Raw genomic sequence first — 15400 nt, 5'->3', positions numbered from 1 at the left:
GATGGCCCCTACCCAAGACGAGCTCTCCTACGACAATGGCATACCCATGGAAAGCTGGCGGCACACGTGCCAGATGGACTTGCTCATCTCCACCACCCATGCCGAGCGAGGTTTTGAGGCTGTACCCAGCGAAGTGGGAGGGTAGGAGGCCACCTGGATTCTGTGGGCCACTGCCGCTGGGGAACTGATGCCTGCCAAGGCTGAACTGGAGCAGCAAAGGGCTGAGCGCCTGGCCTAAAAGTTGTGAGAACTGGGGGTGGATCCGGGTACATTAAGCTAGAGCAGACGTCAGGGATCCCTCTCCATGCAGCGCCAAGACCTCGCACAGGATCTTGCCTTAGAACTGGAGCAAACCCAGAGTCTCACCCAGCTATTGGACTGGGCCTTAGCTCGTCTCCCTGCCCAACAGATCTTCTGCCAGATTGGCTGGGAAGAGTCCGCAGCTATTCTGCAGGCAATGCTTCGCTATACTGAAAAGCTGGCGGTGATTCTGCGGGATCCTCTGCAGAACTCATCCGAAAAGCCAATTAGCACGGAAGATATCCAAACTCAAATTTCTCAATTGGGATTAGAAGAACGGGTTCTACTTTTGGAAGGTTCTGTTCCTGCCCTTCTAGCAGATCTATGGCACTGGTTCCCAGAGACCCAGATTGGCGTTTGCTTCCAGACTGAGCTCACCGATTATCGCACCCATCTACTTCGATCGTTGCTACTGCGGGATTACTTGGCCGACTCAGCCCTATACTTGGTCAACCATTGCCGCTACGGAGCCATAGCCCAAGCCAACCTAGATTTGATGGGGATAGATCCCAGTTTTCATCTGCAGAAGGTTTTGCCCAATCTAGGCCAAGGGATCCATCTCCTCACTTGGGATCCCCAGCACAAGGTCTTAACCGAACAGGATCTTGCTTATATCCAAACAATCGGCCCTGGATCACTACTGTCTGCTAACCCGGTATCCCTCACCTTTGCTCAGCCGGATCCTTCAGAACCCACCCGGTTTTACCCCTGTAAATACATCAAGCTGGACAACTTCCTGCCTCAAGAGATCAACCAAGCCATTCTCCAGCATGCAATTACCCACCAGGACAAGTTTGTTCCTTCCAGAAGCTATAGTAAAAACAACACCGAGGCCGAGTCACTAAAATTTCGTCGCTCCCTGCGGCTGGACTTTGCCCACTTTCAGGAGTATGGAGCCCTGCTGCGGGAAAAAATTGCGGCTGTTGCTCCCCAGATTTTCGCTGAGCTAGGCATCGAGAACTTCGACATTCAAATCTTTGAGATGGAGATGATTGCCAGCCATGATGGCTGCTTCTTTACCGCCCACACCGATAACTCCTACCCACAAACTGCCTTCCGCCAGGTGAGCTGCGTATATTACTTCCACAAAGAGCCAAAGCCTTATCGAGGAGGTGAGCTGCGCATCTACGATACCCAAAGGCAAAAACCTCATCCACCAATCCTGCACGGGGCATACGATGAGGTAACCCCTACAAATAACAGCATCGTCTTCTTCTCCAGCAGTTGCCTACATGAAATCCTGCCGGTATTTAGCCCTAGCCAAGCCTTTGCCGATAGCCGCTTCACTATCAATACTTGGCTAGGAGCCAAGCAATTCACCTAAAGGCTTGCAGCTCCACCATGGCCAGAGTTTGCATAATTACCACTGTTCGGGATCCAGGCGTGTGCTTGGAGTCGTTCATTCGCTATCACCTTGCCCTTGGAATTGCCCATATTTATATCTTCTTTGACGATCCAGAGGATCCCGCTATTCAGGTGGCACTTCAGTTTTCCGATGTAACGGCTATTCCCAACGATGAAGCTTTGCAAGTCCAACAAGCATTGGGGAATGTTCTCTACCCAAAATATGGACCTCACGTTGGCTATGAGGTTATGGCTCGCCAGATCCTTAACGTAGAAACTGCTATACAACTTGCCCTGGATCAGGGCATGGACTGGATTCTTCATATTGATGGAGATGAGCTTTTTTATCCTGGCCAGATGATGGCTTTGGATTGGTTTGATCAAGTAAGCGACGATATATTCCAGGTTACGTTCCTAAACCACGAAGCAGCTCCCGAAGCGTTTGAGATCGAAGACTACTTCCGCGAGGTCACTTTATTTAAGAGAAACCCTGCTATTTTGGATCCCGGATTCTATACCCAGTTTCAGAAGATCTCTAGTAAGAGTCAATACTTTTTGGCTTACCAGAATGGAAAGTCAGCAGCTCGGATCTATCCCTCTCTTCTGCCTAACAGCGTACATAGCTTTGATATTCCAGGGGATCATACTCTAGTAACGTCGTCTCCCTCTATTTTGCACTACTTAAACTGCGGCTTTCAAAACTACTATAAAAAATACGCCCAACTGGGAAACTTTCCCGACTACTGGTGGCGCTCCAAGTCTAATCCTATTCGGGTGCCTTTTCACTTAACCTCACGGGATGCTTATTGCTCAGGAGATAGAACTCGCATGGCAGCTCTTTATCAAGAGTTCATACTTTACAGCAGTCCTGAAACCAACCAGAACCTCATCGAAAAGGGTATTCTTACTCGCATCTCCTACCCATCACAGTTACTGTCCTCGCTCTAGTTCACTGGTTTAGCCTAGAGCCCTTGCCTACTCTTGAGGGAGACTGGAGCAACTGAAATAAAAAAGCTCCCCACAGGGAGCCACGGAGTACATAAAGTAGAGATAGAAAAGATAGAAACTAGTCAAAGACGTTGCAGCTCTTACCAACAAAGGTAGACTCAGTAGCCACAACTGTCTCCTCTGATCCCAGCCCAATGGTGCACTGAATAGGTTCACCAGAAGCGTTAACGTAGCGGCTTGCACCCGTGACAGCAGTGGTGTCCCAGCGCATCCCCTGAGGCGCAGTAGAAGAAGTAACGTCGGCCACTGGTGTTTGGTAATTGGGGGCGCTCCAGGGATCATTCATAAACTTATCGCCCCTAGCGCCGCAGGAATCAGCCCCATCAGTGGTAGGACATCCGAACTCAATTCTGGTGTATTCGTCCGGGTACACGCCAACATCTAGGCGATAGACTTCAGAACCACGACCCACTGCCGTGAGAGCTGCTTGAGCTTCAGCAGTGCGGGAGCGGCGCACTTGGTTCAGGAACTGCGGGATTGCCACTGCAGACAGCACACCCACAATTACAATCACCACCAACAGCTCAATCAGGGTGAAGCCCTTGGCTTTGGAGAGAATTTGCTGAGCCAGTTTGGCCCGCAACAGAGACTGACGAGACTTTGCGCTCATGAGTACCAGATCCTTTAGCAAACTAGAGAGTTAACTGTGCAGCTCACCTGCTAGTGCTAACTTACCCCGCTCAAGGGCGATTCATAACAGCCTGCTCCCTGGCGCAATTGCGGATTTTTGCCAGATGAGCCTGACACAGGTCAGTGGTTTAGCTGAGCCGGCCTCAGCATGGCAGATTAAGACTAGCACTCTTCCTTCAACCTATGAACCCTGCGCTGCAAGCCCGGATCCTAGAAGCCAAGCAACTGTTTCAGCAGTCTCCCGATACCTTTGCGGAGTGGTTGGTTGCTTTTTACCGAGAGCAAGACGCAAAGGATTGGCGGGAGTTCCTGTGGGGTTTCTTTGATCTCTCCCCATCTTCATTGGCCAATGAGCCAGCCTTCCCCTCTGAGCCAGAGGCAATTACCCTATCGGCGCTGGAGCAGGCCTTGGCTACCAACCGACTGAACCTTGCTTACCAGCTTTACACGCCTCTGGTGAGGGCAGGGATCCTGTCCCAGGAGAAAGTCTTGGATTTGTTACTATCCCTCGCAGGTCGTCTGGAAAACAGCCCCACGCAGGGTCCACTGCAGCCTCTCCAGATTTGTCTGAAGCTGCGGGAGATGGCCTTTGAGCTGGATCCAAGCCGGCGGGACAACACCCAAGTTTTGCTGATGCGGGCCCTGCAAGCTGAGGACGAGCTGGCAGTAGGCTTTTATGGGCAAGCCCTACTGGAGAGCCTAGGCGGCGAGAAGAGCCTCGATATTACTCAGGAGCCACTCCTTACTGAATTGCTCGCGCGGCTATGGGACGATGGCTACCTGAGCTTGTTTTTTGAGGTGGCCACAACTTTACAAGTCTTTCTTCCGGAGGAACAAAGATCTGGATTTGCTGCTTTGCTGGCCCAGCTAGCCAATGCGGTGGATCCCGAGCAGGCGAAGCGCTATGAAGGTTTGTGGACGATAGAGGACTTAATCGGTGACTTTTTTCAGAGGGCAGCCCGCGCCTTCTTCCAGAACTCTACCAGTGATGGCTATTCCATTTTAGGAGAAGCTCTCATCACGGCGGCCGAGAGCTCACAGGTGCAAGAGAACTTTACTCTTCGTCTATCCCTTCTATCAGAATCGCTGGAAAAGTTGATCCATGCTGCCCAGCCAGAACGGATAAACCTTGTTATTCAAAAAATTATAGACTTGATTTTGTCAAGGGAAACTAACTTAGAGTCCTTAAAAATTGATGACGAAAATCTACTTGAGAGCTTAACAATTTCCAAATCCATTATATTTCGAGTTTGCTTTTGTTGGAGTTATCTAACTGACGATCGCTCTCTGATTCGTCATTACCAACAAATTGGTGGTAGAATCTTTAACGACTGCCTAAGCTTAATGGCTTCTCAGCGAGGCTTTCTTTGGTCGGAATATTGGCAGAAGAATCAGCAAGATTACTGCAGATCCGGTAGAGCTGAGCGCAAGTTGCGAGTGGGCTTTTTGGGTAGCTGCTTTCATCGGCACTCGGTTGGCTTTCTCAGCGAGGCTACCCTAAGAAATCTATCTCGCAGTTTGGTGGATGTTGCCTATTACTACTACCAAGGGTGGAAAAGCGAAGAGATAGCCGGCCGTGACAATATGTATCAAAAGTTTCGCTCTCACGAAAATCTCCATTTTCGCTTTTTTCCAGGAGAAACCAAGCCGCCTCAAGTAGCTGCTCAAGCGCGTGAGGATCGCATCGATATTATGATATTTATGGACTCTATTACCTGCCACGATGCGAATATTGTAGCAGCTTTGCGAGCTGCCCCCATCCAAATTGGTTGGCTTGGCGGAGATGCTGTCGGTTTGCCAGAATTTGATTACTTTTTCGCCGATCCCTATATCCTTCCTGAAGATGCACAGGCCGATTACCATGAAAAAATTATCCGCTTGCCTAGCTACTGTGCTGTGGACTATCTGGACGTCCTGCCCGCTGATAAGATAGATTTCAGAGCTAAGCTGAGAATCGATCCGCAAGGTATTGTTCTTCTAACTGCGGCCAGTGCCTACAAGCGCACCCCTGAATGCATTGATGCTCACCTGCAGATTCTAAAAGCCGTACCTAACGGTATCCTAATTGTCAAAGGCTCAGGGGAAATTGCCACAGTTATCAGGCGTTACCAGGAAAGAGCTAAGGAATTGGATGTTTTGGATCGCGTCCGTTTTCTAGCTCAAGCAAGCAGCGTGGAAGAGCACCGGGGCCAACTAGCTTTGGTGGATCTTGTTCTCGATACCTTTCCCTACACAGGTGCAACCCACACTATGGAAGCTCTCTACATGGGTGTGCCAGTTCTTACCTTAGTAGGTCGCCATTACTACGGCCGAATGAGCTACAGTCTGCTCAAAAATATTGGTCTTGAAGACTGCATTACTTGGTCGGTAGAAGAGTTTATCCAGCGCGGGATCCAACTGGGTAATGATCCAGAGTGGATTAATCGGATCAAAAGGCAAATTAAGGATTCTCGCCGTTGGTCGGTGATTTGGGATCCAAGAGAACACGCTCGTAGCATGGAAGCTGCTTTCTTCCACATTCTCGAAGGTAAATCCCACGAAACTTATACGTTTCACTCCAACGACTTGTACTCAACTCCAGATGAATGGAATCAAGCTGGGATCCAGCTCATTCGATCCCTAAGTGCTGATGCTTCGGTTTCAACGCACCAATCCGCTTGGGAAGAAGCGCTGTCTTTGTGGCGAAGGGGCTTGGCAAGGGATCCCTATCATGTTCCGTGTTGGCTAAACCGAATCCATGCCCTATTGGTATTGGGCGATCGCTCTCGCGCTTTTGAAGATGCCTACGCTCTCCTAGAATTTCTATGCACGGAAGCACAAAGTATGCAACCTTCTCAGTTGACAGATGTTCCTATCTGGGTTGAAAGCGAAGGTTCTGCGGATCCGGGTGCTTATACAAAATACAGTTACCTATACTATCTAGCCAAGTGGATGGCTGCTCACGTTGGGGTCGTGTACAGCCCAGAAGCCATGCGATTTTGGAACCTAGCTTATTCGATAAACCCAGATGATAGACAAGCAGCTCTGGCGGTAGCGATTGAGCTTCTCTCGCAGAAAAAGATAGAAGGGCTAATACCAGTCAACCACATACTTGGCCTTGACCCAACCCATCAACAAGCAAGTCTGGTCAAGCAAATTGCAATGTGGGAGGTTGTACCTCAAGTGAAAACAGCTTCTTCCCCTGCGCAGCCCGATCTTTACTTTGACTACGAAAATTGCAGATTCTCCCTCGAGCCTTCGTTCTCGAGTATCGTCACCCGCGTCCTACTTACTCAAGGAGAATGGTTTGAGGATGAGATTAGCTTCTGCAAGCACTTTTTAAGACAAGGGATGAATGTAATCGACGTAGGGGCAAATGTTGGGGTATACACTTTCCTTGCTGCACATCGGGTAGGTCCTACAGGAAGCGTGATTGCAATTGAACCTACAGCTTCCTGTGTTCGGTGTATGCAAAAAACAATAAGTGCTAGCTCCTTAGAAGATGTTGTCTTCCTTATCGAAGCTGCCGCTGGGGATCATGAAGGCACTATTCAGCTAAGGGAAGAAAGAGCTAGTGTCTTCAATTCTGTCGATGATCCGAAGCAGATGTCAGAACGGGAACCAAACGATGATGGAAAAATTGTGAACCTTGTTACCTTGGACTCCGTCTGGCGCTCGAAAGGTGAACCCCAGATTGATCTCATCAAGATCGATGCAGAAAGTGCAGAAGATCGAGTGATTTCAGGCGGTAAAGAGTTGCTTAGCGCCAGCCACCCTGTCATCATTTTTGAGAACAAGCGTAGCCCCATTGGAACTGCTACAGCTAAAGTACTGGAACTTTTGGGGTACGAGTTTTATACATACAACCGTTTTCTGAATAAGCTAACCAGAGTAAAGCCTCAGCAATACCCCATTGCTGCCTCAAACACTATTGCAATCCATCCCTCAGATCTAGGAAAAGTTGCAGATATGATGTCGGTTTAGATCTGAGCCTGAGTTTCGCTCTTTCGCATACCATGCACAAGAAACTTAGCTGTGCGGAGTGGCTCCCGTCCTATAGGTTATTTCACCTTTCTGGTAAACAAGGCTTGCAGTAGGGATGGGCAATCGTAAGTAGACAGCTCATGCCGAGAACTCCGACTGACGCTGACCCTGTAGGCGCGGCGAGCAAGCCAATTTGAGCAAATTCAACTAACCGGAAGAGCGTAGCAACTGCATCAGCTGCTGGGGCGTCATCTGCTCGTAGGGCTCAAAGGGCTGGTGGATCCAAGGGTTATCCGGCAAATAGTCCACATAGTAGTCGGGTTGATAGACGGAGGCGGCCTTGTACCACAGTACGCCGGTGCGGATCTCCTCGATGTAGAAGCCGTAGTGGTGCTTGAGCCAGTGGACAGAGCGCTTTAGGGTCATGCCAGAGTCTGCCAGATCGTCCACCAACAGCACGTGGCTGCCCAGGTTGGCGGTGGTCATGGCTAGATCCCGCGAGAAGGTCAGTTGCCCCCGCTGGCGGTTACCGGGCCCAGAGTAGGAAGAGGCTGAGAGAATAGCCAGGGGCAGGTCGAAAAGACGGGCCAAGGTATCGCCGATGCGCAGCCCCCCCTTGGCAATACAGACGATTTGGTTAAATTCCCACCCGCTTTCGTAGACTTTGACGGCCAACTCCTCGATTTTGCGGTGGTAGTCGGCCCAGGTAATGGAAATTTCGTGCAAGGGATCCCCCTCTACCCATCTAGAGTGCTCAGTTTAATAATGACGCTTCTCCCCTCGACTAGGGACTAGCTTTCTTTCAGAGGGATCACCTTCACCCAATGGGCATAGACGGGATCCCGATTTTCGGTAATTGCCGTCAGCTTCTGCCGCAACTGCTCGGTGATGGGGCGGGAGGGGGGCAGGACGTACTGCTCGATCTGGCGAATGGGGGTGATCTTGGCAGCAGTGCCGGTTAAAAAGGCCTCGTCAGCAATCAATAGCTCCGATTTGTCAACGGGCCGTTCTTGGGTAGGGATCCCCAGGTCGCGGGCCAGAGTGAGGACGCTGTCGCGGGTGATCCCTTCCAAGATATCTTGGTCGAAGCTGGGGGTAATCAGCACGCCATTGCGCACGATGAAGATGTTCATGCCCGAGGCTTCGCTCACTTTGCCCTGGGAGTTCATCAAAATGGCCTCGTCATAGCCAGCCTGCGCCGCCTCGGTTTTGGCCAAAGAGGAAGTGATGTAGGCGCCGGTGATCTTGCCCCGCAATGGTAGGCTGCGATCCTCTTGCCGGGCCCAAGAGCTGATGCGGCAACTGACTCCCTCTGGCGAGAGGTAGTCCCCCAGTTCCAAGCCGTACACGAAAAAGTCTTTCTCAATGTTGTGCAGCCGCGGCGAGATGCCTAGGTCGGAGGTGTACACCAAGGGGCGGATGTAGAAAGACGTGGAGGGACGGTTTTTTCGGATCAGCTCGACGATCACCTGCTCAATCCGTTCAGCAGGGAGATCAAAACAGAGCAGGCGGGCGCTTTGACTCAGTCGTCGGCAATGGCGATCCAGACGGAACACCAGAACTTGATCCGGGTTTTGCGGATCAGGGATCCCGCGTAGGCCGCCGAACGCCGCTGTCCCGTAGTGCAGAGCATGGGTGGCAATGGAGATCTTCGCCTCAGCAAAGGGGACAATCTGGCCCTGAAAGTAGGCGTAGGGCAGAAAATCTGGCATGGTCGGCACCCACCGGGGTAGGAATGAGAGGTAGGAATATTATCACCGATTCGTGCAGCGCCGGGAGCTCCAACGTCAGCATGACTTCCCTGCCTGTAGTAGCAGCACGCGGGATAGGCGTAGAGGTATTCCTCCCCCGCAGCAGCGTTGTTTAGCCAGTCAGTTTCCGAGAGGGTTGGATTGGAGAAGCAAACAGTTCGTAGCTGAAGAGGGGCCGAGCAACTACACCCTATGACGCAAGGGGGATGAACTCCTTGTGAAGGCAGCAATGCTCCTTGTGGCAAGGCTTCTTGAGTCTCAGGGTGGTAGGGTAAGGAGGTGGTTGCTCAAGCAGCTGTAAATAAAGCCTGCAAAACTTTCAATTGCTGCCTTACTTTTGCTTGGCATTTTGTCCCCCGCTAGCCCGATGCTGTCGACGGGTGGGAGCCGGAGGGCTGCTTTTGCCCAATCTTTTGCTCTGGGTATCCCCATTGAGGAAGCCATTCGGATCGCTCGATCTGCCGTGCCCAATGCCGTGATTAAAGAAGTTGAGTTGGAGCGCGAAGATGGGCGCCTAGTTTGGGAAGTGAAATTTACCAACGATATTGAAGTTAAGATCGACGCCACTACCGGCAATATTGTCGATATCGACGACTAGCACTCAGGAGGTGCCCTTGCCTAGGCGGGGGTGAGCGTTGCCGGAAAAGGCTGTAGCTGCTACTGCTTGATGAAAAAGTAGCGACCTTGAGAACTGCGAAAGCTGGGTTGTGCAAAGGTCAGGGATCCCTTTCCTTTTGGGCATGGGGAAAGCGTCTACACGGTAGCTGCCTGATGGCTGAAGCCGGTTCGACAGCTGGCTAGGGACAGGTGGTGGGGTCAGGCTGAGCTAGAATGCTGTCTATCCGTCTTGCTGCTCCCCCTGATGGACGACCCCCCTTTAGCCTCGACGGCTGCTTTCCCCAACACCGAGCTTTCGTGGGGAGATGCGTCGCTTAGTCTCCTTTGGGTCATCGGTCTTCTGGTCATCAACGCTTTCTTTGTCGCAGTCGAGTTTTCCTTGGTATCGGCGCGGCGCTCCCGGATGGTGCAGTTGGCCAGCGAAGGGAACCGGCAGGCAGCTCTTGTGCAAAAAGCCCAAGAGCAACTGGAATATGCCCTCTCCACCACCCAGTTGGGCATTACCCTGGCCAGTGTGTTGTTGGGCTGGATCGGGGCTACGCAAGTGGCGCCGACGCTGTTTCTGGCCTTGAGGCAGTTGGCTTGGCTTCAGAACCTGGATCCGGCCCTTGTTCGAGGGGTGGCAGTGGTGTTGGTGTTTTCGCTGCTCACCTATTTTCAGATCGTGGTAGGGGAGCTGATCCCCAAGACTCTGGCCATCCTCTATTCCGAGCCGATTGCGCTGCAACTGGCCTGGCTCAATCGTTTGGTCAGCCGTATCCTAAGACCTTTTGTAGAGCTGCCCCGCTTTTCCTCTCGGTGTGTGCTGCGGCTTTTGGGAGTCCAGATTCCGGAGGCCAGCTCCTTTTACAGCACCATGACGGTGGAGGAGCTGCAACTGCTGATCGCCTCGTCGGTGGAGTCGGGCAACATTGAGGCGGAAGAGCGAGAGCTGTTGAGCAACATCTTCGAGTTTGGCGAGACGGTAGCTAGCGAGGTGATGATCCCGCGTACCAGCATCGACGCGGTGCCAGAAACTGCAACGGTGCAAGAGGTGCTGGCCGAGGTGGCCGAATCAGGACACTCCCGTTACCCGGTCTACGGCGAGTCTTTGGATGACATCCGCGGGCTGATCCACGTCAAGGAAGTCATTGGGGAGCTGGCCAAGGGATCCATAGATTTGCACAGCCCCATCACCAACTTCATCCGCGAGGCCCACTTTGAGCCGGAGAACAAGCCGATTGCCGAACTGTTGCCCGAAATGAGGCAGCACCACTGGCCGATGGTGGTGGTGGTGGATGAGTTTGGCGGCACGGCGGGCCTGATTACCGTTCAAGACTTGGTGGAGGAGATTGTCGGCAAGCTCTCCGATGGCCCGGATCCCAACACCAAGGAGCCGGACATCCAAGAACTTGACGAAAATACCTTGCTCATCCAGGCTCAGCTAGATATTGAAGAGATCAACGAGCGCTGTGGCCTCAACCTGCCTCTGCACGAGGATTACCAAACGCTGGGGGGCTTTTTGATCTACCACATGCAGAAGATCCCGCGTGCTGGGGAAAAGTTCACCTACCAAGACATGGAGTTTCAGGTGGTGCGCATGGAGGGGCCACGGGTGGATCGGGTGAAGGTAGCCCGCCGCCCCGGCACCCCGGCAAACTCCCTACCGCTGCTCCCCCCAGCGCAAACGGCAAAAACCCGTCCATAAGCCCGCTAGGAGAGCATTAGGTCCTTGCCTTGACCACTTTCAGGGTCTGCAGGCGCACATCCTCTGGGCCGTTGATAAAGCCGCCTGCCTCATGCACCAACAGCAGATAGTCCACCGCCTCTTGAGTCACCTCTTCTCCCGGCACCAAAATCGGGATCCCAGGTGGATAGGGGGAGATGATCTCGGCGCAGATATGGCCCACTGCTTCTTGGAAAGGCACCCGCTGAATGGGAGCAAAAAAAGCCTCCCGGGGTGATAGCCGTTGTGGTGGCAAGCAAGGACGGGGCAGTTGTGCCAGCCGCTGCATTTTTTCCATTGCCGCTCTGGATGGGCGGGATCCCTGAAAATGTTGCGACAGGGCGGCGAAACTTTCCACCAGGCGGTCAATGTCTCGCTGGGTATTGCCGATGCTGACAATGAAGACCACATTGTGCAGGGTGGACATCTCCGGCTGCACGTGGAAGTGATCGTTAACCCAGTCGTGAGCGTCGAAGCCGAACAACCCCAGCTCTGTCACCGTTACCGTGAGACGGGTGCGGTCGAAATCGAAAAAACCAGGGGTGGAGCCGATACGCTCTGGGCCAAAACAGCGCAAGCCGGGGATGCGGTTGAGACGGGCGCGGGCTTGATCTGCCAAAGCCAAGGCTTGGCCCAGCAGGGCTTCCCCTTCTAAGGCCATCTGCCGCCGTGCCACATCCAGCGACATCATCAGCACATAGCTGGGACTGGTCGATTGCAGCAGTTGCAGAATGTTGCGCACCCGGTTGGGGTCGATACGGGATCCCTTGAGGTGCAGCATCGAGGCCTGGGTCATGCCGGAGATCACCTTGTGGGTGGACTGCACCACCAGATCCGCACCGGCTTCTAGGGCCGAGATGGGCAATTGCGGATGAAACCCAAAGTGGGGCCCGTGGGCCTCGTCCACCAGCAGCGGCAGGCCGTGGGCATGGGCGATGGAGGCCAAAGCCTGCACATCGCAGCAGACCCCGTAGTAGGTGGGGCTGACTACCAAAACGCCTTTGGCATCGGGATGCTCCGCCAAGGCCCCCTCCAAACCGGCTGGGGTAATCCCGTGGGCAATGCCCAGCTCCGGGTCAAAATCCGGCTCGATATAGGCCGGCACCGCCCCAGAGAGGATCACCCCGGCAATGGCGGACTTGTGGCAGTTGCGCGGCAAGAGGATCTTGTCTCCCGGATCGCACACCGCCATCACCAGCGTTTCCACGCCGCAGGTGGAACCGTTGACCAAAAACCAACTGCGATCCGCTCCATAAGCTGCTGCCGCCAGCTCCTGGGCCTCCCGGATCACCCCATCGGGATCGTGGAGGTTGTCCACCTCTGGCAACTCGGTCAGATCCGCCCGGAAGACGTTCTCTCCCAGAAAGGCTTGCAGATCGGCAGGGATCCCACGTCCCTGTTTGTGGCCTGGCGTGTGAAAAGGAGCCTTATCCAAGCTGCAATAGTGGCGGATGGCCTCAAACAGAGGTGCTCGCTCTTGGGCTTTGCGATCCAGCGAGCGCAAGCAACGAGAGGTTTTGGACAGATTGGACAGAACCACAGACCACTCCTCAACACACCAGGTGGGCATTTTGTGATTATCCATCCCAATGGAGGCTAAGTCCACCGCTGGCGCTTTTCCTGCTAGCCTGGGTTTTCAGGTGGCCTTTCTTCCTCTCCTGTATGTTTGAAAAACTGCCCTTCCCCCTGAGCACTCTCGTGTTGCTGGCCGGCGTTGCCGCCACGGCTTGGGGCTTTGCCCACTACAACGATCCCACCCTCAATCTCATCGGCCTGTTTGCCGGGATCCCCTTGCTGTTGGGAGGGATAACCATGAAGGTAGTGGAACTCAAGCCGGTACCTGCCCTGGCCGCCCCTTCTCTCGAGGTGATCCAAGCCCGCGCCCAGCAGGCCACGGAAATTCAAAAGCAAGTCCGCGCCGATATCACCAAATATAGCTACGGGGCCAATGCCCACCTGGAAGATGCCCTGGAGTTTCTGGGTCTGCGCGGCCCCCTAGAAGCAGATCTGCCCAAGGTGAGAGGGTACAGAGAAGAGCTGCGAGATGGCCGGTATACCTTGGTGCTTCTGTTCGATTCCCCCAAGGTTCCCTTCCAACAATGGCAGGAAAGCTACCAGAAAAAAATGCAAGGCTTCTTTGGCCGAGATGTGGAGGTGCAACTGGGGCAGCCCCAAGAAAATCAGGTGGAATTGGCGCTTGTTGCCCGAGGTGGATCCCTGACCACCTGAGCAAGGCTTAACCTTCCACCTCATCTGTCAGTTTCACGACTTTTTCACGGGTCGGCTCTTAGAATCAGAGCATCTCATAGGGAAGGTGTGTTGAGGACTGAAACACTAGAGGAAGGATAACCAGGGATCCCATTGGCTGGGATCCCTATTTTTTTCCATCGAGGGGGCGGGAAAGAATTAACGGGATCCCTCTCTGAGCAGCACAAGGATAACCCCGGCAATAATGCTAATCGTGGCTCCTGCGATCAAGCTGGTTGCCAGCCGCTCTAGCCGCTCCCCAACCGATTGAGCAGTGTCGAACTTGAAGCCCAACTTATCGACATCGGCGGAAAGTTTGCTGACACTTTGGGAGAGGTTATCCACCCTGTCGGTCAGGCTATCTACTCGGTTAGTCAGGTTGTCTACTCGATCCGTGAGGTTATCCACCTGCTCAGTCAAGCTATCCACCCGGTGAGACAACCCATCGACGCGCCCCAGCACTTCCCTCTGCTGGTTCACCAAAACTTCTACAACACGCTCAATCCGGTCTAGCCGATCCTCTGTGGGGGTTGTCATCAAATTGATCTCGTAGGTTCCTAATCTTAAAGTAAACAAACGAGCAAGGGATCTTTGTTGGTAAAGACTCTCCAGCCCATCAGGCTAACTCTTATGGGCCTCAGCCGCTTGATCCTGAATAATCCAGGTACGCAGGATTTGAATTTCATCAGCGCTCAAGTGACCTAGGCGATCCATGCCGGTGCCGTTGCGACGAATATAGGCCAATTCTGGGGATCCACTGCGTCCGATAAAAGATCCGGGAGACTCTCCCTGGGGATCACTCACAGGAACCCTGGGCGTAGGTTCAGCTCCTTCCCTGCCCTGCGACAACAAACTCAGGGCATCCACTCCCCCCCCATTCAAACGGATCCCTGCAGCTCGCTGGATGACAGCATGACGAGCTAACCAACGCGGTTTGAGCAACTCGCTATTTTCCGATCCCGGCGTTACATAACGCATCACCGCAGCATAACTATCTAAAGGGCTGCGCCGCATCCGACCGGCCTGCTGATGACAACCTACACAACTGGCTTCTAGCAAGGGCTTAATATCTCGCTGGTAACTGTACTGAGGCTCGGTGCGGAAAGTCAATTCTATGGGCTTTTGTAAATCCAGCTCTTTGGCTGCAGGCAAGAGTATTCTGTAATCTGTGCTGTAGCTGAGTAGCTGTAAAGGCTGAAAGATCAGCTCGTTTCCCTGAATGTCAAAGGCCACCTCCACAGGGGGCTGGATCCCGAAGGCTAGACCTGTTATTCCGGCTGGAAGCTGTCGATCAAAACGCAGATGGATATTTTGGTCAATTGGGATCCCTCTTTGGCCATTGGAAGGATTGCTGGAGACCAATGTAATTCCATTTGCAAAGGGAGCAGTAGATTTTACCTGGGCTTGCTGCAGCGGTGCTCGCGGCTGTAAAAGAGCCAACGCATCAGGATAGAAAATGGTATGCTGCTCCAATTGAGCGGGGGAGGGGTTTTGCTGCCAAACGCTGCGAGGCATTCGCACGGTAAATAGAGGGGCTTGCCGATCCCCGGCTTGTCCCAGTACCTCCAAGGTGATCTGCTCCGGCTGCGGTTGCGCTTGGAATTGTTGCGCCAAAGCTCGCCAAACCAGAGGACGTGATTGCTCGACTAGCTGTGGATAGCTCTGACCCTGGACTGGTAGAGAAAGGCGATGGGTTTGCGACCACCCTGTGTCAATCGAAGCCAGCGCCCCAGCCAGAGCCAAGCTCAGCAGCAGGGATCCCAGTCTCAACCAAAATCGGCAAGAAAAGCTTGACCTTAGCATTTAAACCAAGATGTCTTTATAGGAAGGTAAC

The 15400-nt window shown here is 53.1% G+C and carries 13 protein-coding genes; 7 read left to right on the top strand and 6 right to left on the bottom strand.

Annotation, left to right across the window (positions count from 1 at the left end):
* Position 1: 1 nt before the first annotated feature.
* The 3 genes from ACVWY8_RS10275 to ACVWY8_RS10265 all read left to right on the top strand — a co-directional run bounded on the left by ACVWY8_RS10275 (position 2) and on the right by ACVWY8_RS10265 (position 2592).
* Entirely contained in the window at positions 2-145 is a 144-nt protein-coding gene (locus ACVWY8_RS10275; protein WP_011432125.1) for a hypothetical protein, read from the top strand.
* 159 nt (positions 146-304) lie between these two features.
* Positions 305-1624, top strand: coding sequence for a 2OG-Fe(II) oxygenase (locus ACVWY8_RS10270; RefSeq protein ID WP_457394467.1), 1320 nt, complete (start codon positions 305-307; stop codon positions 1622-1624).
* Positions 1625-1641: 17 nt separating this feature from the next.
* On the top strand, positions 1642-2592 hold the full coding sequence (locus ACVWY8_RS10265; RefSeq protein WP_457394470.1) for a glycosyltransferase family 2 protein: 951 nt from the start codon (positions 1642-1644) through the stop codon (positions 2590-2592).
* A 118-nt stretch (positions 2593-2710) separates the two neighbouring features.
* Here the strand turns inward: ACVWY8_RS10265 and ACVWY8_RS10260 are convergent, their stop codons facing one another.
* Complete coding sequence (locus tag ACVWY8_RS10260) at positions 2711-3262, bottom strand: type IV pilin protein (protein ID WP_457394473.1); 552 nt, start codon at positions 3260-3262, stop codon at positions 2711-2713.
* 203 nt (positions 3263-3465) lie between these two features.
* On the opposite strand from ACVWY8_RS10260, the gene ACVWY8_RS10255 reads away from it, so the two are divergent.
* Positions 3466-7245, top strand: coding sequence for an FkbM family methyltransferase (locus ACVWY8_RS10255; RefSeq protein WP_457394476.1), 3780 nt, complete (start codon positions 3466-3468; stop codon positions 7243-7245).
* Between the two features lie 207 nt (positions 7246-7452).
* Here the strand turns inward: ACVWY8_RS10255 and ACVWY8_RS10250 are convergent, their stop codons facing one another.
* Positions 7453-7971, bottom strand: a complete 519-nt coding sequence (locus ACVWY8_RS10250; protein WP_414329088.1) for a phosphoribosyltransferase — start codon at positions 7969-7971, stop codon at positions 7453-7455.
* Between the two features lie 65 nt (positions 7972-8036).
* A complete protein-coding gene (locus ACVWY8_RS10245; RefSeq protein ID WP_011432133.1) occupies positions 8037-8957 on the bottom strand; it encodes a branched-chain amino acid transaminase in 921 nt (306 codons plus the stop codon).
* A gap of 406 nt (positions 8958-9363) precedes the next feature.
* Here ACVWY8_RS10245 and ACVWY8_RS10240 point away from each other — a divergent pair, with 406 nt between their 5' ends.
* Positions 9364-9594: a PepSY domain-containing protein gene (locus ACVWY8_RS10240; RefSeq protein WP_414413623.1), complete on the top strand. Its 231-nt coding sequence runs from the start codon at positions 9364-9366 to the stop codon at positions 9592-9594.
* A 264-nt stretch (positions 9595-9858) separates the two neighbouring features.
* Complete coding sequence (locus tag ACVWY8_RS10235) at positions 9859-11301, top strand: hemolysin family protein (protein WP_457394479.1); 1443 nt, start codon at positions 9859-9861, stop codon at positions 11299-11301.
* 16 nt (positions 11302-11317) lie between these two features.
* Here the strand turns inward: ACVWY8_RS10235 and ACVWY8_RS10230 are convergent, their stop codons facing one another.
* Complete coding sequence (locus ACVWY8_RS10230) at positions 11318-12859, bottom strand: aminotransferase class I/II-fold pyridoxal phosphate-dependent enzyme (RefSeq protein WP_457394482.1); 1542 nt, start codon at positions 12857-12859, stop codon at positions 11318-11320.
* A gap of 122 nt (positions 12860-12981) precedes the next feature.
* Between ACVWY8_RS10230 and ACVWY8_RS10225 the strand changes: the two genes are divergently transcribed.
* On the top strand, positions 12982-13548 hold the full coding sequence (locus ACVWY8_RS10225) for a DUF2854 domain-containing protein (protein WP_414423555.1): 567 nt from the start codon (positions 12982-12984) through the stop codon (positions 13546-13548).
* Positions 13549-13725: 177 nt separating this feature from the next.
* On the opposite strand, the gene ACVWY8_RS10220 is transcribed toward ACVWY8_RS10225, so the two are convergent.
* Together ACVWY8_RS10220 and ACVWY8_RS10215 are read right to left on the bottom strand one after the other, a co-directional pair.
* A complete protein-coding gene (locus ACVWY8_RS10220) occupies positions 13726-14103 on the bottom strand; it encodes a hypothetical protein (protein WP_414329093.1) in 378 nt (125 codons plus the stop codon).
* 84 nt (positions 14104-14187) lie between these two features.
* On the bottom strand, positions 14188-15369 hold the full coding sequence (locus tag ACVWY8_RS10215; RefSeq protein WP_457397070.1) for an Ig-like domain-containing protein: 1182 nt from the start codon (positions 15367-15369) through the stop codon (positions 14188-14190).
* Positions 15370-15400 lie beyond the last annotated feature (31 nt).

It is taken from the genome of Thermostichus sp. OS-CIW-32, assembly GCF_054060415.1.
Note: the sequence above shows the minus strand (reverse complement) of the source record. Positions and strands in the feature narration are given on the sequence as shown.

Excerpts from the sequence above, each read along its gene's own strand:
- ACVWY8_RS10275 (WP_011432125.1), top strand. The coding sequence starts at position 2 with ATGGCCCCTACCCAAGACGAGCTCTCCTACGACAATGGCATACCCATG.
- ACVWY8_RS10270 (WP_457394467.1), top strand. The coding sequence starts at position 305 with ATGCAGCGCCAAGACCTCGCACAGGATCTTGCCTTAGAACTGGAGCAA.
- ACVWY8_RS10265 (WP_457394470.1), top strand. The coding sequence starts at position 1,642 with ATGGCCAGAGTTTGCATAATTACCACTGTTCGGGATCCAGGCGTGTGC.
- ACVWY8_RS10260 (WP_457394473.1), bottom strand. The coding sequence starts at position 3,262 with ATGAGCGCAAAGTCTCGTCAGTCTCTGTTGCGGGCCAAACTGGCTCAG.
- ACVWY8_RS10255 (WP_457394476.1), top strand. The coding sequence starts at position 3,466 with ATGAACCCTGCGCTGCAAGCCCGGATCCTAGAAGCCAAGCAACTGTTT.
- ACVWY8_RS10245 (WP_011432133.1), bottom strand. The coding sequence starts at position 8,957 with ATGCCAGATTTTCTGCCCTACGCCTACTTTCAGGGCCAGATTGTCCCC.
- ACVWY8_RS10240 (WP_414413623.1), top strand. The coding sequence starts at position 9,364 with ATGCTGTCGACGGGTGGGAGCCGGAGGGCTGCTTTTGCCCAATCTTTT.
- ACVWY8_RS10235 (WP_457394479.1), top strand. The coding sequence starts at position 9,859 with ATGGACGACCCCCCTTTAGCCTCGACGGCTGCTTTCCCCAACACCGAG.
- ACVWY8_RS10225 (WP_414423555.1), top strand. The coding sequence starts at position 12,982 with ATGTTTGAAAAACTGCCCTTCCCCCTGAGCACTCTCGTGTTGCTGGCC.
- ACVWY8_RS10220 (WP_414329093.1), bottom strand. The coding sequence starts at position 14,103 with ATGACAACCCCCACAGAGGATCGGCTAGACCGGATTGAGCGTGTTGTA.
- ACVWY8_RS10215 (WP_457397070.1), bottom strand. The coding sequence starts at position 15,369 with ATGCTAAGGTCAAGCTTTTCTTGCCGATTTTGGTTGAGACTGGGATCC.